Source organism: Chryseobacterium sp. Leaf180 (assembly GCF_001424585.1).
Lineage (GTDB): Bacteria > Bacteroidota > Bacteroidia > Flavobacteriales > Weeksellaceae > Chryseobacterium.
Genome location: NZ_LMPJ01000013.1, coordinates 1 through 26,208 on the forward strand (window position 1 = coordinate 1; position 26,208 = coordinate 26,208).

The window sequence follows — 26,208 nt, forward strand, 5'->3', positions numbered from 1 at the left end:
AGCAAATTCCTACGAAGGTTGTTGGCCCGACATTGGAAAGGGATAAACCRTTGGTTGAGGTTCCTTCYGTTAAAGTTACCGTTCCGTTTGCTGTAGATGTTGAAGTAACCGGATTGTATGTTGAGGCAGCAAGTCCGACAATGTACACTTCGGTTCCTGCCGGCAATGCTGTGCCGCTGATCCATCTGATGGTGGACTCCGTGCCGCCGGTTGTCTGCCAGCCTGCCGAGGAATACCCACGGTCTGTAAAACCGATGGCGGTTCCTGCCGATGTGGGTGTAAGTAACACAAAGGAAAATATATCTCCYGTGGTTCCGGACAGTGGCGAAGAATCATAAGAGGTGAAGATCAGATCGCCTGCTGCGAGCGAGGTCTGTGCGGATGCTGCCGCTCCCGTAAAGAGCAGTGCCGAAGCGACTGCCATCTGACCGGTGAGCCGTCTGGCTAAACTGAGTTTAGCCAGACCGATGGCGGTTCCTGCCGATGTGGGTGTAAGTAACACAAAGGAAAATATATCTCCYGTGGTTCCGGACAGTGGCGAAGAATCATAAGAGGTGAAGATCAGATCGCCTGCTGCGAGCGAGGTCTGTGCGGATGCTGCCGCTCCCGTAAAGAGCAGTGCCGAAGCGACTGCCATCTGACCGGTAAGCCGTCTGGCTAAACTGTAGAATTTTTTCATCTTGTCATTTTTATTTAAGTTATTTATTAAAGGGAAAGAAGTTTCTGTCAGAATAAACACACAATCAAATCCGGTTTGCATCCGGTTTTTTAAAGATTTATCTGAATGTAAATAATCACTGAAAAATCATCTCACTAAAAGATGATCCTCAGATCGGGCATAGCTTCGGGATTGTATGTTTATGAAAATGTGTTTTTTAAGCGTTAAGGGAATACTACAAATCTACACTTATTTTTAAATCAACGGTAAGTTATTTATAAATGGAATGCTGCCACAGTATTTTTCATACATCGCACCTGTTTTTCAATTACCGCAGAAGGGTGGAAATGCTGCTTTTTCTATGTACCAATATGACGAAGCGATCAATTCCTTAACATGGAATTATTTTAAAATAGAGACTTTAGAACGTTATGTTGAAAACTTCGCAACGACCGAGCTGCATTTGCTTATCTGCTGATCAATTATGGCTTTGGCGAGACCGCCGGAAGTAAAGAAAAAGTCCGCCGTAGAGAATCAATTAAGCTGATTTAATTTGCTTTGATCAATCTGTATAAATGATTTTGGAGGTTTTCATTTCTAATAAAGCAAGTTATTATATAGTGAAGAATTAAAAAGTCGCGGCAGGTGACGTGTTATTGTTCAGTTTTTTTTCAATCTGTGTCTTTTTACCTTTTGAGAAATCATAGCTTACACCGAGGACAAGCATCGATTTGTTATTCAGAATCCGTCGGTCCGAAGTGTAGTTGACAAGACTCTCCGGCAAACTTTTGTTGCGGTATTCTGCCGGCATACCAATCCAGTACATACCGGTGGTGAATGTCCATTCTTTGAGTTTGTAACCGACAAAAGCGTGGTTGGCGTTTTCATTTGTTCTCAGAAAAGCTCCGTCCAGTTTATATACCGGAATATTGAACTGATACTGTACCGAAAAAGATTTGTATTCGGAAGTCAGCGTGAATTCATTTTCTATATAATTATTTTTTATATGAGTTCCCGATTTGGTTCTCAGGTTTTCCGAAGTCGGGGTAAGCGCAGCTTTTATAACCAACAAGCTGTTGCCTAAAGGTTTATACGATCCTGAAACCTGAAGGCCATAGCGCTGAGAATTTCCTGCATTTTCATACGTCAGTGCGTATCCGCCAAGGGTATTATCGAGAATATAATATTGATTGAAAGCCCCGTCGGTATACGTGTAAAAAGCATTTGCATTAAAATCAAAATGTTTATTATTAAAAGAATAGATTAAATTATTACTCAATTGTTTTGCAGTTGTAAGATAGGGATTTCCGCGCTGAACAATATTTGGGGCGATCTGTGTCACATTACTGCTCAACGCTGCAGAACCGGGATTTATCGGTTTGTAGCTACCGGTAAACCGCAGGTTCTGATTGTTTTTTACTGCATAACTGAGGATCACTTTCGGACTGAAAACCCATTCGTTTTCGATATTTTCTGCACTTTTGTTGTGTATGTTCGTCATTCCTGCGCCAAGCCTGTACATCAGTTTATTGATCTTCCCGGAATATTCTGTATACAGATACTGCTCAAGATAATTGACGGTGTACTGAGAATAGCCTTCGAGATTAATCAGATCATTGGAAATTCCGGTGTTCGAAATACGGTAGCCGGAAGACAGCCTGCCTTTTTTAAAATTGTGGATATGCGCAATTTCCCCAACCATTCCCGTTTGCTTCGCCTGCAGATTCAGATCATTATTATAAACCAGTGCGCCTGAAGTAATGATCCGTTCCTGCGCCAGTTCAGAAGTATTCGTTTTGAATTGAGAGGCTACAAGATTTACAGTCAGCTCATCATTTTTACCGATATTTTTAGAATAATAAAGATCCACAGTTGGCTTTGCATATTCTGAATTTCCGTTTTTAAACAGGGTGTGATTCTCCGAAATATCATTAATTTTAAAAATACTGCTGCCTAAGCCTTTATAAAAGCTGGAAAATACATTCACATTTACTTTTGCCTGAAAGGCATAACGGTCAGCAACGGCATGGGTGTACCGCAGGCTGATATTCTGGAACGCGTATCCAAAATGATCTCTGCGCTGTTCCTCAGAACGGTAACGCGAACTGTCTAAACGGTAATCATAGGTGCTGCTGACCTGGCGGTTATCGTAATCCCTGTATTCTAAAGAATATTCCACTCCAAAATCGTTTTTCCCACGCGTGTAATTTCCGTAAGCCGAAGCGTTAACAAATCCTGTGGTGAAAGCGGCCGAAGTATCGCTTCCAAATACGTAGCCGGTTTCAGGATTTCTGGTTACCAGATTGACTACCTGATCAGCTCTCGTGGCCCATCTTGCCGGAGGAACGTCGAAATATTCAACACGCACCACTTCTGATGGCTGAACGCTTCTTACCTGCATATCTGTGGATTCAATTCCGTTAATTAAAAAAAGCGTGGTACCGCCTTTTGTGCTTCTGATGGTGTTGGAGACTGGGTCTAACTGTAATTCGGGAAGTGATTTGATTAAATCTTTGGCGTATCGGGCTTTTTCGATGGCTTCCTTATCAAATGTATATACCGATTTATCTGAGTACTGTTTCTTTTTCTGCGATTTTAAAATCACTTCTTCTATATCTTTTGTCTGTGTAGCAGAGTCGGTTTTTGATTGTTGGGAAAATATCAATGTGATGCATAGTACGCCCGCCAGTCCTAAAAATTTTTTCATAGATGTTTTGCTCTGTTTTTAAAACATTCCGGTGGTGATTTTCATTACCTGCCATTTTCAACATTCCTATAGACTGACAAGACAAAAATAGTTTATGATACAAAAAAGCCTCAAAATATCCGGAAAGCGACTTCCAATATTTTGAGGCAAATATTTCAGACAGTAAACTGTCAGGATAATGGCAGTTTTTAATCCATTCTTTTTTCCAATACTCTTCCCTGAGCATCAAAAGCCACTTTCCATTCCTGGGTACCGTTTTTCAGTTCGGTTCTGTACGTCACCTTTTTGCCTTCGGTAATTTTCTTTGCATCATCCACGCTGTAGCCGGCGAATGATTTGCTGATGGATGCCGAAACCGTTTTAGGAAGATTACTGTTTGCGATTTCCTCTTCATGTTTCATAAGTCTGCCGTCTTTTGAGAAATATGCGGTATGATCATCACCCAAAGCGCCGGTTTCAAAATCGACTTCATAAAGATTTCCCTTCATTTCCCATTCTGCATCAGATGCTTTGGGAAACATTTTCTGGAAGCTGCTGCGAACCGCTGCCGGAACATTGTCTGACTGAATATCCTGCGCAGAAAGCTGACTGAAAGACAGCGCTACAATGCTGCATGCTAAAACTAATTTTTTCATAATGTACTGTATGTTTGGTTTATTAATAATGCCGGAAGTTTTGGAGAATTAAGATCTATGAACTTTACAGAAGCCTCCTCTACAGATTCTATTCCCATAATATAACCTGTATCAGGTAACAAATACATAACCAAACTTACAGTACTGCAGTACCATTTTATTTCAACCGTTAAAACCTCCAGTGAAACCTGATGAGCAAGACTTAAGTAAACGGTTTCGGCTTTTAGCATATTTTTATCTTCTATTTTGTACCGAAAAATCAATTCAATTGTCCAAAATATATTATAAAAGCGGCAACAGTTTCTTCGCTACAAATTCTTCAAAAGTCGTAGGAGTTTTGGCTTCCGGTGTTCGCGGTGTTGCGTATGCACCATCGGGATCGCCCAAAGCGGCATAAAGTTCTGTCAATTCCTGCTGTTTGGTGCCTACTATTCCCCAAGAATTAAACATTTCTCTGAGATTTCCCGCTGACTGTTTTTCGTAGCGAATCGGTTTATTTAATGAAGCAGTTAAGCGCGCAGCGATTTCTTTCGGTGTGATATTTTCAGGTCCCATCAGATTCAGTTTCCATTTTCCCGCCCACGTCTCATCCAGTAAATACCGCGCAGCTGCGTCACCAATATCATCGGTGCTGATAAAAGGAATGTCGTGATCTTCACTATAAGGAAAGCTGAATTTCCCCTTGGTTTTTATTTCTTCCGCCTGGAGCAGAAAGTTTTCCATAAAATATCCAGGTCTCAAGGCTAATACACTGGCTTGAAGCTGATCAAAAGCGACTTCCATAGATGCGCAATAGCTTACCGTACCCAGATTCGGAGCTGTTGTCGCACCAAGAGACGAAATTAAAACCACCTTCTTAATTTTATTTTCTTTTACGGCAGCAACGCCAGCTTCAGTGACTTTCTGATACCATTCTTTAAGACTTTCGGTATTCGCAACGGGCGGAACCAGCAGAAATAAAGCATCAACATCTCTGGTTGCAGCGATCATCTGTTCCGGACTGCTGATATCAGCGACCACCGGAACTGAATTTTTTAATTTTAAACTTTTGAGCTTTTCCAGATTCTGTCCCAACAAAACAGCGGTTGTTTTGCCTGCCGTAATTTTTTCGGCGACTCTTTTACCGATATTTCCGGTCGCGGCGGCGATTGCTATTTTCTTCATAATTAATTGGTTATTGTGTTGTCGATGATATGATGAGCGTCTTCTTTATTCATTAATCTTTGGAGCACAGGAAGAACATTCCAAAACTCGCGGTACAGACTGAACTTTCCATTGGTCAACCGGAAATTGACAACGTATTCCTGCCGATATACCAAGCCGGTTTGGGGAACTGTGGTTTCTGCCTGAAACTCGCCCCAATACCAGTTTTCTTCCTGAAGAGCATACACCTTCAAATCATTAAAAACGATCTCCGGCATCTGCAATAGTATAGTATTGAGATGATTTTTATAATCCTCCATGTTGAGTTCGTGCTGAATTCCTAAAGATTTGGCGTAAGGATATTCTACGGTTGCATCGGGCGTAAACAGAGATAAAACATTTTCTGTATTCTGATTAAATGCAGCGAGCAGATTCTCCATGATTTGAACTCCTTCATTATTTTTCATTCGGTATTTATTTTATGTTCAGCAAAGCTAGATTCAATTGTATACATTTGCAAGTAGGCACCCGAAAGTGGTGTAGGCACTTAAAAGTTAGAAATGGAGAAAACATTAACAGAAGGCAAAAAAAAGAATTTAAATTATCTGAAATTGCAGGAAGCACTTCATTTAAAATCAAATTTAGATGAAAGCTGCATTTTAAATCAGTCTCTTTCTCTGATTGCCAATAAATGGACGCTGCTCGTTCTAATGGCACTGATGCAGGGTACCAAAAGAAACAGTGAACTGCAGCGCCAGATTAACGGCATTTCGCCGAAAATGCTGACCCAGACTTTAAAAACTTTGATCGGTTACGGAATGGTCACCCGAAAAGCCTATCCAGAAGTTCCGCCAAGAGTGGAGTATGATCTTACAGAATTTGGCAGGAGCACCGCCGATCCACTGATGGCTCTACTGAACTGGTCTGTAAGCTGGGAAGATCAACTGACAAAACTGTATGAGGAAAGTCTGTAATTATGGTTTCGGTGTATGTTTAAAATTTTTATTAATCTCTATTAATCTCAAAATATCACCGCTATGAAGAATTTCAACACAACTAAAATTTCTTTACATTGCAAAAAAAATTAATGAAAGTTCTGTTGTTTTTAATGTTCGGGGTTTTTGCTTTTGCTCAAAATTCTGCCAGAGATACATTGATGTTAAACGGTTCGCAGCCAGCCACCATTCTGAAAATTAATCAGCACAAAGTCACTGTCTTAAAAAAGTCACCATCCGAATCACCTTATACGTTGCAGAAAGACGGCTCTTTTGTTTTTAACGGAAATCCGAAAGTGACCATTTCGGTTAGTAAAAGCAAGAAGGGAAGTCCAAGACAGTATCTCGAGCATATTTTTCAGACAACCGAACTCGAAAATGGTGAGTCAAAATCGGTTGCGCCGCGTGAAGAATATCCGTTTTATACGAGGATGAGTAAAAAAGGAAATCTATTGATTTTTGACACGTTATACGCAATGAAAGATGAACTGTTAGCCGTACAATGCACCTTTTCAACTCAGTCACCAAAAGACGAATATAAGTTGAGCCAGGATATCAGTGATTTTCTGTGGAACAGCATTTTAATTTCCGAGAATTTTTATGCGAAGGAACTTAAGCAAGAGCCAGGTAAAAAGTAAAAAGAGCAGTAAGCAATAAGCAGTAAGCATTACATTACAGTCGATTCTGTTCGTCGGTTTTGTTTCCTGATTTTGCATCTTTTACTTTCTGGTTTCCGAAGTTGTAGCGTAAGGTGAAAACAAAATTCCGGGAGTCGCGGTAGTCTTTAAAAAACTGATTCTGATCGGCATAGCGCGTGGAAATCGTATTGCGGTCGGTGCGGAAAATGTCATTCAGTACCAGTGCCGCTTCAAGACGGTTGTTCAGCATTTTTTTATTAATAATCAGCGTGGTGCGCTGCGAAGCACTGATGTCAAAAGATCCCTGAATGGTTTTCGAATTGTACACATACGAAAGATTGAGATCCCATGTTTTCGCTTTGTCGAGGGTAATCTGCGTCGAAATATTGGTGTTGTAAAAGAATACTGAATTTCTGTACAGCATCTGATCGGTCCCGAAAAAGTAATTCTCCTGAAATTCGCCCATCCCGAAGAAATTGATCTTCCACGAAGGCAATAGCGTAAACACTTTTGATACGTTAATGCCCAGGTTTTTATTGTGGTCGATATTGGTGAAACGGTAGACGGTCTCGAAGGTTTCAGGATTCTGCAACGAGATTTCCATTGAAGGATCTTTGGTGTAGCTGGCATAGGTTTCAAAATTCCAGTTTTTTACGGTGCAGCTGAGGCTCAGGTTGTGAATAATGGCAGACTTCAGCGCTGCATCGCCCTGAAAATAAGAATAGAGATTATAGTAAGATTTTGATGGATTCAGGAAACTGTAATTCGGCCGTTCGATCCGCTTTCCGTAGGAAAAACCGAGCTGCTGACCGTCTTCAAAACTGTACATCAGAAAAAGCGTAGGAAAGAGTCCGGTGCGCAATGTTTTACTGCTTATTTCGGGATTGTCAGAACCTGAATTAATGGATGTCGTTTCAGATCGCAGACCTGCTTTGGTTTCCCATTTTTTCCATTTGTAAGAGGTAGAAATGTAGGCGGCGGCGATATTTTCAAGATAATTAAAACCGTTGCTTTTTGCCGGAACAGGCTGCAGATTGCCGGTAATTTCCTCAAAGAAACCAAGCGTATTTACGTTTTTTACGGTGCTGTATTTCAGTCCGCTTTCGATAATTAAATCCTTATTTGTGTAGCGGTAATCAGCCTGCGCAGAATAAAGCGAAATATCCTGAATATTCCGGCTGGCAAAGCGGTCGTGGTTCTGAGGCTGATTTTTAAAATTGAGCAGCGTTTTCACATCCTGATTTTCTCTGAAATGCCGGATGCTCGTATTTTGAGTAAAAGTAAGATTGCTGCGCTTCCATTTTTTATCGTACGCAGCAAATGCATTGATGCTGTTATTATATGTGAGACGTTCGTTAGAAGTCAGAAAACAGGATTCTACATTTTGGGTTTCGGTGTTGTAAATATTGGTGGGAACGCTGTACTGGCCGAAATTTTTGGGTGCGTTGCTGCCGTCAAAACCAAACTGTACCGATGACAGACTGTCGATTTCATACCGCCCGGAAAAAGTGTAGACGTGCTGCTCGCGCGAATTGGTTTTCCGAACCAAATCACTTTCCCAGCGTGTTTTCTGCTGATAAAAAGTCACGACATCAAAATTGTAGCGTACAAAATCACCCGCCGAAAAACTGTAATTAGACGTCAGCTGCCATTTTTTATTGTTATATGACTGTGCAAAACCGGCCAGTCCGCGCGCATAAGTCGCCTGTGTGTACCGTGAAGAAAGACGTGCTTTGTAGCCGGAAAGTACATTCTTTTTCATCCTGATATTGATCACCGCGCCGCCCTGAGCGTCATATTTTGCTGGCGGATTGGTGATTACTTCAACGGAAGAAACATTATTTCCTTCCGTATTTTCAAGCAGCTGTTTCAGCTGTTCGCCGGTCATCAGCGTTCTTTTGTCATTGATGGTCACGACGATTTGGGTGCTTCCGCGAACGCTGAGTTCGTCATTTTTAAGCAAAACACCGGGTGTGTTTTTCAGAATATCCCAGGCAGAAAGATTCTGCAGCGGTGTATTTTCGATGTTAAATTCGAGGCGGTCGATTTTCTTTTTTAAAACAGGTTTTGAAGCTTTTAAATTGACGGTTTCAATTGTCATTAAAGAATCTTTATGCAGAAAGATCTGTAAGGGTTCGGCATTTTCAGCGTCTGTAAAAAGCTCAAGATATTTTTCTTTGCTGATTTTTAAAGCTATCGGCCAGGAAGCAATGCTGTCTATTTTAAAATTTCCCTGGTCATCTGACTGCACTTTCTTTTTCAAAGAAATGATTTCGATTTCTGCTCCGGAAACTGCTTGCTGATTTTTATTCTTGACAGTTCCGTGTAAAGTCTGCTGCGCGCAAACCAGCGTTGGAACGCTGCTGATGATTACTGCAAGGAATATTGCGGGTCGAATTTTCATTTTCTTATTTTTCTTCAAAATTGAGTGTAAAGGCCAGTATGTTTTGTTAATGAAGGGTTAATGAGCGGTTAACGGTCTTTGCGCATCAAAAATCATTGTATTTTTGAATCACAGTTGGAATTAAACAGTTTCGCAAAGCTTTTACACTGACTGATTTTAAAAATTTCTGATGAAAGAAAATAGAAATTTTACCGTGACTGCATATTCTGTCAGCCTGCTTTTTCTGCTGGTTTTGCAGGGATATCTGCTGTACAATTCTTACCGGCTGGAAGAAAAAGATCTGAACCGCCAGGCAAAAATCATTGCCGAGAAAACGCATCTGATGATGGAAAATTCGGAGATTGCGGCGCGTGAAGATTTACTGGTGGCTGATTTCGAGCGTCTGCAAAACGGCGCGACCGTCGAGCGTGAACGACTCGTGCATCCCGAAAAATTTAATGTGCAGAAACTTAAGCACAGCGAGCAGCTTGAAAATATTCTAAAAAGGAATCTCGTCGATTCTCCGTTCCGGATTGCCATGAAAAACGAAATCTATTCCATTTACGATCAAAATACGCAGCGTGAACTTCTGCCCAAAGGATCGTCGATCGTTCTTTTTCAGAGCACGGAACCAATGAAAAATCCGCTGATCCTGCAGGAAGGTACGTGGTCTAGCCGCCACAGCAGGCACGACAGCGAACTGAATACCGACGAGCATAATTTCTACATGGTGCAGTCGAAATCGACCTACGAAGTGGTGAATCTGAATCTGCTCGTCCTGCGGAAAATTCTTCCGCTGATTGCGGTGAGTATGCTGATCATCGCGCTTCTGATTATTCTTTTCAGGAACAGTGTGCGAAATCTAAACCGTCAGCAGCAAAAAGTAAGGGAACTTCACACCACGATCGATTCGATTGCGCATGAGCTCAATACACCGATAACTACGCTGAAATTTTCGGTTGCGGCAAAGCCAAATGATCCTTCAAAACCGGTTTTGGAACGGCAGATTAAAAGACTGGAACAGATCGTATCTTCGATTCACGGTTCTTCTGCCGATGATATTTTACTGACAAAAGAAGATGCTGAATTTTACTTTGATGAACTTAAAAAGCGCTTTGATCATCTCCATTTTAAAATCAATCTCCATCTGAATCATCCGCAAAAACTCATGCTGCACGACTTTAAACTGATCATCGACAACCTCACCGATAACTCATCGAAATACGGTGCCCATCAGCTTTTAATCAATATTGAATCTGAAGAAAAAGCGCTGAAAATGGACGTTTCGGATGACGGCATCGGTATTCCCGCATCGGAAATGAAATCTGTTTTTGAACGCTATTACCGTGTTACACGTAAAACGCATCAACACGTCACCGGATTGGGGATGGGACTGTATCTGGTGCGAAAAACCGTCGAAAAATATCAGGGAAAAACAGAATTCATGCAGAAAGAAAGAGGCGTTCAACTCCATATTTTGATTCCGAATGAAGCATAAAATCTTACTGGCAGAAGATGATGCGGATCTCGGCCCGGTTTTGAAACAGTATCTGGAACTCTCCGATTTTGAAGTCGATCTGGTTCCACATCCGCAAAAAATTCTTGATCATCTGGAAACCGTCTCGCAATATCATCTGGTGATTCTTGATGTGATGATGCCTGAAGTTGACGGCTTTGAACTTTCGAAACAGATCCGTAAAAAAAGCCCTGTTCCTTTCCTGTTTTTAACTGCAAAAGGGCAGAGTATCGACCGGATTCTTGGTTTAAAACTCGGTGCAGAAGATTATATTACGAAACCCTGCGAACCTGAAGAATTGATTCTGCGCATCCATAATATTCTGAAAAGGCAACAACCGACCGAAACCGAATCTATTTCGATTGGTCTCTACCGATTCGTTCCGTCGCAATTGAGTTTAACATTTGAAAATGAGAATTTTACCTTAACAGAAAAAGAATCTGAGCTACTGCTTCTGCTTTCAAAAAACAATCATCAGATCGTCAACCGCAAAGAAATTCTCGAAACGCTTTGGGGAGAAAATGATTACTTTCTGGGCCGCAGTCTCGACGTTTTTATGACGAGGTTGAGAAAATATCTAAAGCATGATAACCGGATCAAATTTGAGTCGGTGCGGGGAATCGGTTTTCGGGTGGAAATCCCAAAGATTTAAGAAAATAACAGATTTTATCTTGTGTAGGCTTGTATTTTTGCGGGATTACTTCGGCCGCATGATCTCATACTCGGTAACGTCCATCTTTTTTTCATCTTTTTCCACTCTTTTCTGCAACTGTTCAACATTGCGCTGCATCTCGCTCTGTTCGCTTGCGGAATTTTTATTTTGCGCTTTGCACGATGTCAATAAAAATACTGAAGTGAGAAAGATGGAAAATTTATATTGATTAAGCATGATAACTTTATTAAAAGATTCTAACTGCATTTCAAAAGTATTGTAAAAAAGCGTAATCTAAAACTCCGAACATCAGAAAATGCTTTCAGATTTTAAGAATGGAATTCATTTATCATCAATTTTTTTCTGAAAACAGTTGTGCCTGCTGGTTTTAAATCAGCCGTTTAAAATTTAAGAATAAAATACTTTTAAATTATTCAACGGAAAGACTTTCTTGAGGTACCTCATTAATTTCAGTTCACAGACTTTTTCCTAATTTTGTCAGGTCAATGAATACTCCAGAAACTACATCAAAAAACCTTTTCAGTCAGGATTTAATTATCCAGGCATTAGCATCGTCACCATCGCCGACTGCCATTTATTCGGGGGAAGAAATGGTCATTCATTTTGCCAATGCCGGGATGCTGGCTTTATGGGGCAAAGATTCGTCAGTGATTGGCAAACCTTTGATAGAAGCGATACCGGAACTTGAAGGACAGCCATTTTTAGAATTGCTGCATGAAGTATGGCGTACCGGAGAAACGTATTCTGTACATGAAGCTCCGGCAAAACTCGTGAAACAGGGCGTAGAAACTCTTGATTATTTCGATTATGAATACCGCGCCCTGACCGACAATCAGAACAAAACCTGGTGCATCCTCAATACGGCACTCGAAGTGACTTCGCGCCGTGAATTTATACTTGAGATAAAAGAAAAAGAGGAGCGGGAAGATGAGCTGAAAGAGGAAATGGCCGCAACCCTCGAAGAATTAACGGCGAGTAATGAAGAACTCAGCGAAATTATCCATCAGCTCGATCAAAGCAGGGAATACATACGCGCGATTATCGAGCAGGCGCCGGTAGGAATTGCCATGCTGAAGGGACCTGAGCATATTATAGAAATCGCCAATCCGGCAATTCTTAAAATCTGGGGACATGCCGAAAAAGAAGTTATCGGACTGCCCAATGAAGTTGCACGGCCGGAACTGCGTGATCAGCCTGTTACAGAATGGCTGAAAGAAGTTTACCAAACGGGAACGCAAAAAACCAATACTGAACTTACCGTCCGGTTAAAACACAAAAACGGTTTAAGAGAAGCCATCGTAAACTCTGTTTATCAGCCTATTTTCTCTGACCGTGGTGATATTACCGGAATTCTGATGATTATTGAAGAAATCACAGAGCAGGTTCTTGCCAGAAGGAAAAACGAAAATGACCAGCAAATGCTTGCTCTGGCCATTGATGCTGGAGAACTCGCGACGTTTTATTATCAGCCGGAAACCAATCTCTTTTCCGGAAATAATCTTCTGAAAAGCTGGTTTGGACTGTCTTCAGAAGAACAGCTGGATTTGTCGGTTGCCCTGGAAGGGATTCTGCCGGAAGACAGAGATCGTGTAAGTACCGCTATCGCCAAGTCTCTTGAAAAAGATTCTGACGGTCATTATTTTATTGAATATAAAATTCAGAATAAATCAGACGGAAAGGTCAGACTTCTTCAGGCAAATGGAAGGATTTTTTATGATAATACGGGACATCCGCAGAGTTTAAACGGAACTTTACGCGATATTACCGAACAGAAAAAAGAACAGGAACGCAAGAATGATTTTATGGGGGTTGTAAGTCACGAACTTAAAACGCCGCTTACGTCCCTCAAAGCATATATTCAGTTGCTGCAACGTCTTCCGGAAGATAAAAGGCTTGCCAAACAGGAAGATTTGCTGGAAAAATGCCTGAAGCAGGCGGATTATATGAACAGTATGATTTCCGGGTTTCTGAATGTTTCGAGACTCGATTCCGGGCAGCTTCATATTGATAAAAAGCCTTTCGATCTTCAAACTCTATTTTCTGAAATTGAAGATGAAGTTTTGCTGTCGAATCCTGCGCATCAGTTTGTTTTCAAAGGATCGGGAAGCATTTTTATTAATGCAGACCGGGACAAAATATCTCAGGTTCTTCATAATCTCATTGGCAACGCTGTAAAATACTCACCTTTCGACACCTCAGTTACTGTTGAATATATTGCTTTAGATCATAACCAAATACAGATCAGCGTTCACGATAAAGGCATCGGTATCTCTGAAAAAGATCAGAAACTGATTTTCGACCGCTACTACCGCGTGCAGGACATCAGTGTAAAATCGATATCCGGTTTTGGGATCGGACTGTATCTGTGTAAAGAAATTATCGAACTTCACAAAGGATCGGTCAGCGTATTCAGTTCTAAAGATGATGGAACGGTGTTTTCTTTTATGCTGCCTATAGGATGACGAGATGAATTTATAGAAAACACGGGAAGGTTATAGATGCCGTTTTTACATTTCTGTTTAGTATTCTTAAAGAAAAGCCTTCCGATAAGATACCGATTGATCACAACGCTTAAGGATTAAAGTTATATAGCTTCAGAATAAAGATGTGTAAAGTGATATAAAACCTCATTTGTCTGTTGGAGCTATAAATTATAAATAATTTTCTTTAGAGCAGAAAAAATCTTTATTTTTTATCGAAATACCGGTCAGGATTCCCGAAATAAGACTGCCTGTAGATTTGATAAAAACATTTTATCACCTACCACATTGATGCTCTATCCATACACTATCTATGCTTTACCTATGCTTCATCCCTACCGATGCTATCCATTATTGGTATCTGAATGCGCTTAGATACGGTTTTTTTTCTCGTTTTAAACAATTATTCTGACAAATCCGCCGATAATTCCAGATTATTCTTTGATTAAAAAATTTTAATTAAACCTGCTTAAAAATACTGATTAAGCATAATTGCTTTCCTCTTTATTGCTGAAAATCTACTTGTTTAATCCCCAAAAATGTCAGTCAACCTCCAAATTTGACCGCTGATTTAAGTGAACAATCCACTTCCATTTTCGCGATAATTAAATAAGATATGAAGAAATTAAGAAATGTCAAAAGTTAATTTTTGATAAAATGAATACACAATAAAGAAAATAAGCATCTGGCTATCCTGTCGGATCTATCATTCCCGATTCTATTCTGAAGTGAAATATCAGTACAAAGCATTTGTTATTCTCCCATTTAAACTACATTGTATAATATACTATCATTACTTTAACGTATGTTTAACAATACATCGGTCTTTTCCAATCTAAAGCGGGCAATTAATAGACGTACATTTACCACCTTATACAACTGAATGATGATGGGGATATACGATATGTTTACGGAAGAGATTGCTATTGATCTGGGGACGGCCAATACCCTGATTATTCATAACAATAAAATAGTAATTGATGAGCCTTCAATTGTTGCTATTGACCGTATTACCGGAAAAGCTATTGCCGTAGGAACGCAGGCAAAACTGATGCAGGGAAAAACACATGAAGACATCAAGGTAATCAGACCTCTGAAAGATGGTGTTATTGCCGACTTCCATGCGTCAGAGCATATGATCAAAGAATTTATCAGGCGAATTAGTGAGATCAAAGGAAAATTCATCCGGCCGGCTCTCAGGATTGTTATCTGTATTCCTTCCGGAATTACGGAGGTTGAAAGAAGGGCGGTGCGTGATTCTGCACAAAAGGTAAATGCCAAAGAAGTCATTTTGATCTATGAGCCAATGGCTGCAGCCATCGGGGCAGGTATCGATGTAGAAAGTCCTGTAGGAAATATGATTGTCGATATCGGTGGCGGAACGACCGAGATTGCCGTCATTGCCCTTGGCGGAATTGTTGTTGACAGATCGCTGAAGATCGCCGGTGATGTTTTTACGCACGATATTTCCTATTTTATCAGATCGCAGCATAATCTTGATATTGGGGAACGGACTGCCGAAAGGATAAAACTGGAAGTAGGATCAGCTCTGGAAGAACTGGATTTTCCGCTGGAAGATATACCGGTTCAGGGCAAAGATCTCCTTACCGGTAAACCCAAGGAAATTATGATCAGTTATAAAGAGGTATTCAGAGCGCTTGATAAATCTATTATGAGGATTGAGGATGCCATCCTGGAAACGCTTTCCATTACGCCTCCAGAACTTGCCACGGATATTTATACAACAGGGATTTTTCTTGCGGGTGGCGGTGCACTGCTCAACGGTCTGGCAGAAAGAATTCATAAAAAAACAAGTCTGCCGGTTTTTGTCGCGGAAGATCCGCTTCGGGCAGTAGTCCGCGGAACCGGTATCGCGCTCAAAAATCTCAATAAATTCAGATTTTTAATGAAGTAATACTATTCGTGACAAGAAGGTGCTGGCGCTACGGCAGAGTGCCTGATACGGTAATGCACCAAAATCGTATAGATTGAGAGGAAATGAGTTTAACCTCAAAGGATTTGCGAGTGCCTTGTTTACTCCACTTTCTGGCTTAGATTAAAACCAAAAGGAAAAATCTCAACAGGTTTTGAAGAATAATTTTCCGCAGATTTTTCGCCGTTCAGATAATTTCTCAAACAGAAATTTCCGGAATAAAACGTATGCTTTTATAGCTGTTGGCTAAAACATTATGACCTTCTCCAGTCTTCAAACCGATGTTTTCCGCGATTTCTTTTAGATATAAAAATATGACGTGCCTTTTTGCTCTTAAGTGCAGATTTTACAATTTTATTTTATTGACAGGAATATGTTTTACCGTTGTTTTCGAACGCGATCAAACATTTAGTGCCTTCCAAAGTATAAGAATCAATTTCTTCCGTCCCATCACTACCGTCAATATAAATGGCTGATTTTCCCAAATTCTGTGCTTCCGTATTCCGCATTCATTAATCGTTGCTGCAAATATAACAACATGTTGTGAATATATTGGGTTCAATTTAAAAATCACTGAATGAGCCCAAAAAACACAATTTATGTAAAAAGAAAACATAATAATAACGCCTCAGTACTTTCTGTACCTTTAAATCTAACAGTTTTGATACAGTATAGTCTCTTTTCTGTAAAAGCATATTCTGTCCAGAGATCTTTCCGTGCTCTCAAAAAAATAAAAACAACCACTCCGAATACTGAGGGGTTTTCTTACTTTAGTGAAATGTTAAAATATTTTATCTTTTTATTTCTTGCAATTTGTTCCTGTAAACACGGGGAGATAACAGATGTGAATATATCGACAGGCGATAAGTTCTACAAAGAAGGTGAAGCGTTGCTTTTAAAGGATCAAGTGGATTCCTATAAAATGTTTCAGGAAGCAATTACCTACTACAAAAAAAGTCAGGATTCGTCTAATATTTCAAAAAGTTTAATCTATCAGTCGATCGCTCAAAAATATTCCGGGGATATAAACGGCGCTGAAATCACCTTGGTTGAAGCATTAAAAATGATGAAGGAAAATGATGAGAATTTATATTCTGTTTACGGAACTCTGGGGGATTTGAAATATGATCAGAAAGAATATTCCGAAGCTACAATCTGGTATGATAAAGCACTGAAGAGCGTTCAGGATGAAGGGGGTTACAGATATAATATTTTAAATAATATGGCAGCGGCAGCATTCCGGCAAAAAAAATATCATGTGGCTTTACAGATTTTGGAGAATCTCGATAAGCAGGAAATTGAAGATATCATATTGAAATACCGTATCAAGGAGAATATTGAATATGTAAGGTGGCTGAGTGACAATGATTATCCTGCAGAAGATCAGATTCTAAAACTTTTGCAGTTGAAGATAGAAAGTGATGATAGCTGGGGCATGAATGCAAGTTATGCACATTTGGCAGAGATTAATCAGGTCAAAAATCCCGAACAGTCTCTGTACTACGCGCGGCAAATGTTAGAAACAGCTCAAAAAAATAAAAGTCCGGACGACAGACTGGAGGCAATGTCGAAGATAATGCTTGTTGGTAATTCATCTCAGTTTAAAGATTTGTTTAAAGAATATGCAAAGCTCTCCGACAGCATTCAGAACAGCAGAAATAATTATAAAACTAAATTTGCTTACATAAAGTACAATACCAAAAAGAAAGAGTTTGAAAACCAGGAACTTCAGGCTGAAAATAAAATTGAAAGACTAAAGACTGTTATTGGAGTTGGCGTACTTTCAGGTATGCTGATTGCCGGTGTTTTTTGGTATAAAAGAAGGAAAAGGAGATTAGAACAGGAAAAGAAGCTTGAAGTTAAAAATACAGAATTAAAATATTCTAAAAACGTACACGACGTAGTGGCGAACGGGCTGTATCATCTGATGGTGGATATCGAAAACAATTCCGATTTAAGCAGAGGGAAAATTCTCAATGATCTGGAAAAAATGTATGAAGAATCGCGGGATATTTCTCATGAAAATCTTTCTGAATCTGATTTCTATGAACGTTTCGGAAGAATGATCAACTCTTATTCATCTGCTGAACAAAAAGTTATTCCTATAAAATATTCAGAAGAAGTATGGGAAGATATTCCTCAGAGTTTAAAATCGGAGCTGTTTTATGTGATCAGAGAAATCCTGATAAATATGAAAAAACACAGTGGTGCACAACTGGTGATTTTAAAATTTGAACGAGATAATCATTCTCTTCAGATAACCTATACAGATAATGGAAAAGGAATTGAAAATTTAGACACTCAAAAAGGATCGGGAATACGGAATACGGAAAACCGTATTGGAGCATTGAATGGAGAGATTATTTTTGAACAAAATCCAAATGGCGGATTGATTATTAAAATAACTGTTCCAACAGATACATACTATGTTTAAAAAAATCCTTATCGCAGAAGATCACGAAGTAAGAAATCTGGGCGTTCTAAAAGCACTTACAGAATTGCAGATTGAAAATTTCGAGTTTGTAAGTTATTGTGACGAAGCTTTACATAAATTATTAACAGCTGATGCAGAAGGGCAAGCGTATGACCTTCTTATTACAGATCTTTCATTTGATAAAGATCATTTCAGACAGGAATTAACATCCGGACAGGAGTTGATTCGTGAAGTTAGGAAGAGTCATCCAAAGCTGAAGATTATCGTTTTTTCAATTGAAAAAAAGCCAAAAGTTATTGATGACCTTTTTAAGAATTTATTGATTAACGGATTCGTAAGTAAGGGGAGAAATGATTCGAAGGAACTGCGAAACACCATCAAAAAAGTTTTTGAAGGTGAAACAGTAATTCCTCAGGAAATTTTAAATTCCATTCGAAATACGCCTTTTCATATCACTGAAAATGATGAATTACTTTTGAGTTTGCTTGCCAAAGGTTTCAGCCAAAGCGAAATCGAAAGTCATTTTAAACAGAACAAAATCAGTCCCAACAGTAAAAGTTCTATTGAAAAGAGGCTTAATGAGCTTCGTGATATTTTTAATGCAAAAAATAATATTGAACTCATCGTTATATGCAAAGATCTCGGAATACTATAATTTCAGTTAAATATTCTTTCCAAGACCTTTGACTTAATTGAAGGTTTTTTGTTTATCATTTCTGTACTGCTGCTTTTATGAAGGTGATACTTATGAATTATTTACCTGATAAAATAATACGATTATATTGATTATTTGATGTAAATTTTAAACTTCTAAAATGTCAATTTACAATCTGAAATCAAAGTTTAGAATCCGGATATTCTTCTTTCAGCTGCTTATCCAAAATGAAAGGAATAATGGGAAGTACGGAAGCAATCATATAGATCGCAATTCTTTTTAAAGTCCAGCGGTATTTGATCGCGGCGGCAATTAGTACGACTGCAAAAACGAGAAACAGCACACCATGAATCCAGCCGAAATATTTTACCGCATGCGGAAAACTGAAAAAGTATTTCAGTGGCATGGCGATTCCCAGGAGAATCAAATATGAGATTCCTTCTGTGACGGCGATTTTCCGGTAGAGGCTGATCATTTTTTAGCGATTTTAAAGAGAGGTTTTGTATTGGCAATGATATGGCTTTACGGCGAATAAGGCAAGAGCCATTCATTCTGAGTTTCTTTCAACAGGACATACCAGTATAACTGACTGATGCAATATTGTAAACTGCAGATGCAGAAATATAACCTCCAGATATTTCAGCATAAACTACAGACGAAAGAATATTAAATGCGGATGCAAGGTTTAAAAAAAAGCGCGCAGAAACTTCATCCACTAGTTATTTACAATATTAACCGTATTAACAAAAAAAACCACTTCGAAATGAAGTGGTTTTTCTATATAAAAAAATGTGATGAGTTAAGGCTTTGTCCAGAACGACCATTCGCTGCCGTTATATACTGCGAGTTGGTTCGTAGAAGTTACGTAAACCATCATTCCTGCACTCGGGTTGACGATCGCAGTGTGTGATGCGACTCTTGGCAGCACCATCGCTTTGTTGGTATCAGACAATACCAAAATTCCGGGCGTCGTGTCTGCGGATGCATTAGTTCCGATAACTGCTTTGGCAGAAGTGATTTCTGTATTGGCATCTGCAACGCCTACGGTGGAAGCAGGTGTTTTTGCACCCAAAGAGAGATCAAACCACGTTGTCGTATTGTTTCGGTATTTTATTTTCTTGTCTGAAGAATCAAAGATGATGGTTCCTGCAACAGGTGAAATTACCGAAGCAGCTGAAGTAGTGTATGGAAGTACCATGCCTCTTGTTCCGCCTGTAGCATCTCCCAATTCAAGGGAAACACTGCTATTTGCCGGTGAAAGCGTAGCGGCAGATTTGCCGATTGTAATTTGTGCGAATGACACTGATGAAATCAGAATGCCTGCCGCGATGATATATTTTTTCATTGTCTTTCTGCTTTTAGTTGTTAAAATCATCACAAGTCTGTTTCGTATAACAGCTCCAAGTGGTTCCGTCATAAATTTTCAGACAGTTTACGGTTGTATCATAAGCCATCATTCCGATTACCGGCGTCAGCGCATTAATCTGTACGGTTGTTAACCTGTTGACAACAAAACCTTTCGTCTTGGCATCAAGCGCTGTGTACGCTCCGTTTATTTTCGCCGGCCAGTTTCCGTTTTGTGATCCTGCACGGCCCAGAGCCGTAATTCCGTGGTTGGTAGAAAGGGTAGTTCCTGCAGTTGTTGCCGGTCTGAAACAACGTGTACAGTCTAAATCCTGAACTGCATTATTTCTTGAGTTTCCTATTCCCTGACCTACATCAGCAGAACCATCCGTCGCATCTACTGCTCCGGCAATTCCGTTGGTATTGTTAACTGCATTATTTAACAGTGAAGGTACACCCTTTGCAAGCGGTGTTGTGCTGACAACCTGTGCAGGGGTTCCTGCAGTAAAGCCGTCGCCCAATACTTTGATCTGACCTCTGTAAATGTAGTTTGGATCTGTGGTCGGTAAAGTCAGACGGTGAATCTGGCTCACTGATACTCTTTCAGATCCTTCAATAGCATCCGGACAACCATCTCCATCTGCATCTACTTCGTAATTATCAGGCAAATTATTTGAGTTTGAATCAACCACACAGTTGGTACTGTAAACCCCAAAGATAAAACCATGCTGATCTGCACCACCTACTAGATTCATTGTAAACGAACTTGTTGTTCTAGGTATGAAATAAAAGGTATAACCCTGAGTTGTTGTAAGAGGAGTACTTGTAGATACAACCGTTCCGGTCTGGCCCGGTGTAGTGCTTGGAACACCGTTCAACAAAGAATATGTGCCTGTACTGTACACATCAGCATTACCAATCACTTCAAGAGGAACACTAAAGGTGGTAGCAATCTGATCATTTGTCGGACCTCCCAATCCTGCAATACCGATGATATATTCATAATCATTACCTGGAGTCGATAATTGGGAAGCAGAGATTCCAAAATCAATCGTTAGATTTCTTGCAACACCTGGTGTCGTTCCGCCCGCAATAATATCGAGGTAAGTAGTAGGGAATGGTGCCGATGTCACGCCATTTGCTGTTATCGTGGTTGTAGGTACCGGCGGTGGCGTATAAAACTGCCAGCCGTTACCGCCACTGTTTTTTGTCACACGAACTCCTCCCAATGGTAATACTGCATTTACAGGAATCAGTGGGAAAACTGCCGTATTGGTTGTTCTGAGTAAATTCAAAGCAACTGCATCATTTACTGCTCCTGTCACAACGCTTGCGCTACAGCCTTCCGCCGTATCCGGTATACCGTCGTTGTCATCATCTAGATCGAGGATATTTGGAATTCCGTCGCCATCGGTATCACACTCCAAAATTGTAAGTACAATATTGTCAATTCCTACATCATTCCCGGAACCTCCACTTCCCTGAAGATTCACAATTTCAATATTAACCAGAGAGGAAAGTGGCGTGAAACTTAGCTGAATTCTTCTCCAAATGTCGTCATTGGCAACTCCATTATTTTGTGAAGTTGTTGTTGCGATCACTGTATTTGTTAGCGCATCCCTTACATTCAGCCTTAAACTTGGTACATCCGTCCCATTAAATAAACCTGCCATATCGATTCTAAACCGGTATTCAAGTCCAGGCGCAACACCAAGATTAGAAACTCTGTAGATCGCCTGATTAAGCGATGGTGCTGACGCCACATTTATTGCCAGATATCTTCCGTTGGTAGATCCGTCGGCCACATTTGTGTAGCCTGCATCCTTATTACCGTTAAGATCGGTTTGTATATAAGTAGCCGTTTGAGTTAATGACCTTGTAACCGTATAAAATCCGTCACCAGGATTAATTGGCTGATACTGATGTAACAGAACATTTGCATCCGTTGTGGTCGCAGTTCCTGTTCCGAAATCATTGCTGTAAATTGGCGTTCCTTCCACTTTCTGAAGGCAGGGTACTTGGGCAGAGGCAATTGTTCCCAGAAATAGGGCTGCTGCTGCGATTAAAGTTTTTATATTTATAAAATAGTTGTTCATTTTCGTAATACGATTATTTCATTAAAATTTTTTCACTTGTGTTCATTACAAAGTGTGCCGTCGTTACGGCTGTGATCTTTATGAAATAAATGCAGGCGGTGGCCTTACAGAAAATCCGGACGTAAGAAGATAATTGTGAAAGAATTGCGAAAAGTCGGGAAAGGCTTTTTCCTTATGAATTGCAAATACTATCGGATCATAAAAATTTCTTCTGATCTCAAAAGATGCGTAGGAACTGTTGTCATGAGAAACACAGTTTAGTTTTTTAAATGCATACAAAGCCGACCACGCAGCAGAATCTTTGACAGTCAGCTTATAAGCGAGGTTTACATCTTTTTTCGTCGCTACCTGTCTGGCTATTTTTATGCGGTTTTGAACTTCTCTTTTTTTGCGTGCCGCAGTTTTCAAAAGCTCTTTCTTGAGCGGTCCTGCACCAGCCGATTTTTTTGGCGTTTTTATAATGGTTGCAGAAGAACTGTTTTTACCGGCCTTTTTTTCTGTTACGGCATTTTCTAATATGATTTTCTGGGAAGACAGCTGCCTGTTAAAAGAATCATCGGTAGAAAAGATCTGCGCATTTCCCGTCAGCGTAACTACCGCAGGATTCTTAGAACCATCTGTAGGAATGTTTTGCGAATACTGAAAGGAAAATAAGAGAATGAAAATGAAATTCATAATAGATCCACAACTACCAAACTTTGGTAAAATTGATTTTTTCGGACCAGTTGTTTTCATTTGAGAGAGTAATTAAAGGCGCAAAAGTACCGCAAAGAATTTAAATCCAAAAACAACAATCGATTGAAAATATCCATCAATGCTATGGTTTGGGAGGATTTTATACGGTTTTAATCTAATCAGTGGGATGTTTTTTTTTAAGCGGTAGATTTGAGAATGTTAATAAGTGTAAAATCAAAAAGAGTATATCTTTATTATTTATAAATTGATAATCAGTTTTATTTATGATTAAATAATATTTAATTTATTTTAATATCAAAAAGAAGTTACCGTAAAGAAATTTTGTTAAACTCTAATTTGCTGTGACTTAAATCATAGATATAACAACAGTAAAATAGTTATCATGTTTCGTAATGTTAATATTGAAATGGAGTAAATATGGCAGAATGCTGTCTTTTCGCAGAAAAAAAAGTAAAAAGGATTTCTAACAAAGATTTAATCTATATGTGATGCAGGTCATATTTATAAATAATACACAATGATTATTTTTGATAATATAACAAATCACTATTGTATGATGATTGAAGAGGAATTTCTGCATTCAGCAGGCTGTCACAAGCGTTTTTTTCCTGCCGGCGAAGTGATTGAAAAGTTTGATCTGTGCAGATCAGCGTATTGGCAGATTGCAAAAGGTTATCTGAAACTTGAAGTTTCAAATAATTGAGGCGAAATCATAGCGTGCCAAACATTTGACAAAGGCTGTCATCTCGGTTTGTCGAGACTTTTTGAACAGAATCAGTTTCCATTGAAAATAACTGCTCAAGAGGATTGTGACATTCTGGTGCTGGATCTGAAACAGTTTTATCATTTAATAGAAAACCATTCCGAGTGCAGAATGAATTTCTGCAAAAATTTTATCGATAAAGTACGGCAGGATTTTTTGCGGAAAACAGATCAGGAAAAGTTTGGTTACAGTACCTATTTCGACTGCATCTGATTATTTTGCTGTGATAAAATCTTTATCCGGAATCGTAAACCAAAAACAGCTTCCCTTGCCTGGCGCGCTTTCTACGCCGATTTCTCCATTGTGCCGGCGGATAATTTCTGCCGAAATATACAGTCCGAGACCTAGACCGCTGTACGATTTGCCGCCGGGATCTGCTCGGTAATACCGGTCGAATAAAAACGGCTGAATATCTTCACTGATGCCATCGCCCTGATCGGTTACAGAAATCTTAAGGCTTTCGGGAAGTTTTTCCACATTTAAAATAATATCAGAAGCTTCCGGCGCATATTTTACGGCATTATTGACAAAATTGACAATCACCTGATCTATGCGGTGTTCGTCTGCAAAAGCTACTGCTTCTACATCTCCTTTAATAATCAGATTGTATTTTCCTTCTTCGCGGATGTGATTGCAGCTTGTATTGAGCATTTCAGAAACGTTGAAATGGTGTTTTTCAAGCTCCAGATGACCGTCGCTTACACGTTTGATATTTAATAAATCATTGATTAAAACCTCAAGCTTCTCCATACTTATAGAAGCGTTATCAATAATTTTCGGAATCATTTCGTGATTCTGTTTCAGTCTTTTCAGTAGCTGAATGCTTGTTTTTAAGCTTGTAACCGGTGTTTTCAGTTCGTGGCTGGCAATGTTTAAAAAATCATCTTTCTGGGTTTCGGCATTTTTCCGGTCGGTAATATCATGCGTTATTCCGATCATATTTTTTGGCTGATCATTCTCGTCGTATGTGGTCAAGCCGGATGCGCTGATCCAGTGTTTACTGTCATCGGGCCATAGGATCATGTATTCGGCCTGATAGAGTTTTTTGTTTTCAATGGAATCGATTACTTTATCATTAACCATCTGTTTGAACTCAGGAAGAATTTTGCTCATAAAATCCAGATAATCAAAGCGGTCTTTTTCCTTCAGGCCAAACGACCGTCTGCACTGCGCCGAAGATTCCATTTCCCCTGTCGGAATATGCAGACTGAAAGTACCCAGCTGGCCCGCATGAAGCGCGATTTCAAGCTGCTGGTTCAGATTTTCAAGGTCGTTTTTTCTGCTGATTTCGTCAGTAACATCGCTGGCAATTACGATGACAGAATTTACATTTCCGTTTTCATCTTTTAATGCTTCATAGATGACATCAAAGAATTTTTCTTCTTCGAGATGCTCTGTTTTGACATCTATTTTTACGTTTTTTTTGGTGAATGAATTTCCTGTGACAAAAATATTCCGGAAGAGCGAAAGATTTCCCTGATTGTTGTTTTGCCAGAGAATGTCAGAAAGCGATTTTCCAATAATGCTTTTCGTTTGTCCCCAAATATCCAATAACAGATCATTAGCGACTTCCACAACAAGATTTTCACCGGAAAAAATCCCAAAAGCGACGGGAGCCTTTGAGATAAATGAACGAAGTCGCGTTTCGCTTTTCTGAAGATCTTCATTTAAAGAAACCGTCAGATCAAACGATTTGCTCAACTCAAGATTTGCTTTTTTCAGCTCATCATTGGTGGTTTCCATGCTGTCATTTATCGTAGCGAGTTCTTCAATCGCTGCTTCCAGATCGAGTTGGGTTTCGTTTAAATTTTTATTGGATTCTACGAGTTTTTCAATGGTGAAGATAGAGGAGCGACGAAGTTCGATCTGTTCCATCGCAGTTTTTGCCAGACCCTGCAGAATTTTTCTTTCGGAATCACTAAAATGCCTTGGTTTTTTATCAATGATGCAGAGTGTACCGATCGTATAGCCTTCTTGCGTAATTAAAGGAGCACCGGCATAAAAACGCAGTCCGAAATCTCCAACCACATTGGGATTTGCCATAAGACAAGGTTCTTTCAAAGCATCTTCAAAAACCGTCACTTCATGATCGAGCACTGCAAGTGCGCAGAGACTTTTGCCGCGGTTTGCTTTTTTGGCATTTCCCATCCCGATGTTTGATTTGAAAATCACTTCTTCAGAATCTACCAGGGAAAGAAGTGCGACAGGAACCTGAAAAATTTGTGTGGCCAATCTTGCGATTCCGTCAAAATTTTCTTCCGAAGGTGAATCTAAAATACGGTAATAATGCAGCGCGCTCAATCTCTCAGCTTCATTTTCCGGGATGATGTTTTTGCCAAAAGTATTTTCGATCATTGTGTCTGTGTTACATTAAAGAGAGTTTTTGAATTTAAAAATTTAAAATGATAAGCCTTCAAAATCCCTTTAAATTTCTTCAGGTGCAATTTTTGTACAAAAGT

At 39.6% G+C, this 26,208-nt stretch carries 23 protein-coding genes; 10 read left to right on the forward strand and 13 right to left on the reverse strand.

Annotated elements, in window-relative coordinates:
- The coding region (locus ASG01_RS14720) for a hypothetical protein (RefSeq protein WP_202966987.1) at nucleotides 1-679 on the reverse strand (679 nt) is incomplete at its 3' end.
- Nucleotides 680-944: 265 nt separating this feature from the next.
- Between ASG01_RS14720 and ASG01_RS14725 the strand changes: the two genes are divergently transcribed.
- Nucleotides 945-1,136 carry a hypothetical protein gene (locus ASG01_RS14725; RefSeq protein ID WP_055865377.1) on the forward strand — a complete coding sequence of 64 codons (192 nt, stop codon included), beginning with the start codon at nucleotides 945-947 and terminating at the stop codon, nucleotides 1,134-1,136.
- A 150-nt stretch (nucleotides 1,137-1,286) separates the two neighbouring features.
- Here ASG01_RS14725 and ASG01_RS14730 read toward each other — a convergent pair whose 3' ends face one another.
- The 5 genes from ASG01_RS14730 to ASG01_RS14750 form a co-directional block, all read right to left on the reverse strand.
- The gene (locus ASG01_RS14730) at nucleotides 1,287-3,365 is read right to left on the reverse strand and encodes a TonB-dependent receptor plug domain-containing protein (RefSeq protein ID WP_055865382.1); all 2,079 of its coding nucleotides are present in this window, start codon (nucleotides 3,363-3,365) and stop codon (nucleotides 1,287-1,289) included.
- 188 nt (nucleotides 3,366-3,553) lie between these two features.
- The gene (locus tag ASG01_RS14735; protein ID WP_055865385.1) at nucleotides 3,554-4,000 is read right to left on the reverse strand and encodes a PepSY-like domain-containing protein; all 447 of its coding nucleotides are present in this window, start codon (nucleotides 3,998-4,000) and stop codon (nucleotides 3,554-3,556) included.
- Nucleotides 3,997-4,230, reverse strand: coding sequence for a hypothetical protein (locus ASG01_RS14740; RefSeq protein WP_055865388.1), 234 nt, complete (start codon nucleotides 4,228-4,230; stop codon nucleotides 3,997-3,999). Before ASG01_RS14740 ends, ASG01_RS14735 begins: the two co-directional genes overlap by 4 nt.
- 52 nt (nucleotides 4,231-4,282) lie before the next feature.
- Nucleotides 4,283-5,164: an NAD(P)H-binding protein gene (locus ASG01_RS14745; RefSeq protein WP_055865391.1), complete on the reverse strand. Its 882-nt coding sequence runs from the start codon at nucleotides 5,162-5,164 to the stop codon at nucleotides 4,283-4,285.
- 2 nt (nucleotides 5,165-5,166) lie between these two features.
- A complete protein-coding gene (locus tag ASG01_RS14750) occupies nucleotides 5,167-5,610 on the reverse strand; it encodes a nuclear transport factor 2 family protein (protein WP_055865395.1) in 444 nt (147 codons plus the stop codon).
- A gap of 93 nt (nucleotides 5,611-5,703) precedes the next feature.
- Between ASG01_RS14750 and ASG01_RS14755 the strand changes: the two genes are divergently transcribed.
- Both ASG01_RS14755 and ASG01_RS14760 read left to right on the forward strand, forming a co-directional pair.
- Nucleotides 5,704-6,117 carry a winged helix-turn-helix transcriptional regulator gene (locus ASG01_RS14755; protein WP_055865399.1) on the forward strand — a complete coding sequence of 138 codons (414 nt, stop codon included), beginning with the start codon at nucleotides 5,704-5,706 and terminating at the stop codon, nucleotides 6,115-6,117.
- Nucleotides 6,118-6,230: 113 nt separating this feature from the next.
- The gene (locus ASG01_RS14760) at nucleotides 6,231-6,776 is read left to right on the forward strand and encodes a hypothetical protein (protein ID WP_055865402.1); all 546 of its coding nucleotides are present in this window, start codon (nucleotides 6,231-6,233) and stop codon (nucleotides 6,774-6,776) included.
- 34 nt (nucleotides 6,777-6,810) lie between these two features.
- On the opposite strand, the gene ASG01_RS14765 is transcribed toward ASG01_RS14760, so the two are convergent.
- Complete coding sequence (locus ASG01_RS14765) at nucleotides 6,811-9,180, reverse strand: outer membrane beta-barrel family protein (protein ID WP_055865408.1); 2,370 nt, start codon at nucleotides 9,178-9,180, stop codon at nucleotides 6,811-6,813.
- A gap of 169 nt (nucleotides 9,181-9,349) precedes the next feature.
- On the opposite strand from ASG01_RS14765, the gene ASG01_RS14770 reads away from it, so the two are divergent.
- Entirely contained in the window at nucleotides 9,350-10,657 is a 1,308-nt protein-coding gene (locus tag ASG01_RS14770) for a sensor histidine kinase (protein ID WP_055865412.1), read from the forward strand.
- The gene (locus ASG01_RS14775) at nucleotides 10,647-11,327 is read left to right on the forward strand and encodes a response regulator transcription factor (RefSeq protein WP_055865415.1); all 681 of its coding nucleotides are present in this window, start codon (nucleotides 10,647-10,649) and stop codon (nucleotides 11,325-11,327) included. The genes ASG01_RS14770 and ASG01_RS14775 overlap by 11 nt, the downstream gene beginning before the upstream one ends.
- Before the next feature lie 45 nt (nucleotides 11,328-11,372).
- Here the strand turns inward: ASG01_RS14775 and ASG01_RS14780 are convergent, their stop codons facing one another.
- Entirely contained in the window at nucleotides 11,373-11,594 is a 222-nt protein-coding gene (locus tag ASG01_RS14780) for a hypothetical protein (protein ID WP_055865419.1), read from the reverse strand.
- Between the two features lie 239 nt (nucleotides 11,595-11,833).
- On the opposite strand from ASG01_RS14780, the gene ASG01_RS14785 reads away from it, so the two are divergent.
- The 4 genes from ASG01_RS14785 to ASG01_RS14800 all read left to right on the forward strand — a co-directional run bounded on the left by ASG01_RS14785 (nucleotide 11,834) and on the right by ASG01_RS14800 (nucleotide 18,850).
- Entirely contained in the window at nucleotides 11,834-13,810 is a 1,977-nt protein-coding gene (locus ASG01_RS14785; protein ID WP_055865422.1) for a PAS domain S-box protein, read from the forward strand.
- A gap of 907 nt (nucleotides 13,811-14,717) precedes the next feature.
- Nucleotides 14,718-15,743, forward strand: coding sequence for a rod shape-determining protein (locus ASG01_RS14790; RefSeq protein ID WP_055865584.1), 1,026 nt, complete (start codon nucleotides 14,718-14,720; stop codon nucleotides 15,741-15,743).
- An 862-nt stretch (nucleotides 15,744-16,605) separates the two neighbouring features.
- Complete coding sequence (locus tag ASG01_RS14795) at nucleotides 16,606-18,195, forward strand: hypothetical protein (RefSeq protein ID WP_131725386.1); 1,590 nt, start codon at nucleotides 16,606-16,608, stop codon at nucleotides 18,193-18,195.
- Nucleotides 18,188-18,850 (forward strand): response regulator, encoded by a 663-nt coding sequence (locus ASG01_RS14800; protein ID WP_055865428.1) that lies wholly within the window; start codon nucleotides 18,188-18,190, stop codon nucleotides 18,848-18,850. The genes ASG01_RS14795 and ASG01_RS14800 overlap by 8 nt, the downstream gene beginning before the upstream one ends.
- A gap of 181 nt (nucleotides 18,851-19,031) precedes the next feature.
- Here the strand turns inward: ASG01_RS14800 and ASG01_RS14805 are convergent, their stop codons facing one another.
- From ASG01_RS14805 to ASG01_RS14820, 4 genes are all read right to left on the reverse strand, one after another.
- Complete coding sequence (locus tag ASG01_RS14805) at nucleotides 19,032-19,325, reverse strand: DUF3817 domain-containing protein (RefSeq protein WP_055865431.1); 294 nt, start codon at nucleotides 19,323-19,325, stop codon at nucleotides 19,032-19,034.
- Between the two features lie 324 nt (nucleotides 19,326-19,649).
- A complete protein-coding gene (locus ASG01_RS14810) occupies nucleotides 19,650-20,195 on the reverse strand; it encodes a hypothetical protein (RefSeq protein ID WP_082498400.1) in 546 nt (181 codons plus the stop codon).
- 13 nt (nucleotides 20,196-20,208) lie between these two features.
- Nucleotides 20,209-22,290, reverse strand: coding sequence for a hypothetical protein (locus tag ASG01_RS14815; RefSeq protein WP_055865436.1), 2,082 nt, complete (start codon nucleotides 22,288-22,290; stop codon nucleotides 20,209-20,211).
- A 78-nt stretch (nucleotides 22,291-22,368) separates the two neighbouring features.
- Complete coding sequence (locus ASG01_RS14820; RefSeq protein ID WP_055865439.1) at nucleotides 22,369-22,965, reverse strand: hypothetical protein; 597 nt, start codon at nucleotides 22,963-22,965, stop codon at nucleotides 22,369-22,371.
- A 574-nt stretch (nucleotides 22,966-23,539) separates the two neighbouring features.
- Here ASG01_RS14820 and ASG01_RS16040 point away from each other — a divergent pair.
- Nucleotides 23,540-23,689 (forward strand): hypothetical protein, encoded by a 150-nt coding sequence (locus ASG01_RS16040; RefSeq protein WP_157844205.1) that lies wholly within the window; start codon nucleotides 23,540-23,542, stop codon nucleotides 23,687-23,689.
- Nucleotides 23,690-23,962: 273 nt separating this feature from the next.
- Here ASG01_RS16040 and ASG01_RS15795 read toward each other — a convergent pair whose 3' ends face one another.
- Nucleotides 23,963-26,104, reverse strand: a complete 2,142-nt coding sequence (locus ASG01_RS15795) for an ATP-binding protein (RefSeq protein WP_082498397.1) — start codon at nucleotides 26,102-26,104, stop codon at nucleotides 23,963-23,965.
- Between the last annotated feature and the right edge of the window lie 104 nt (nucleotides 26,105-26,208).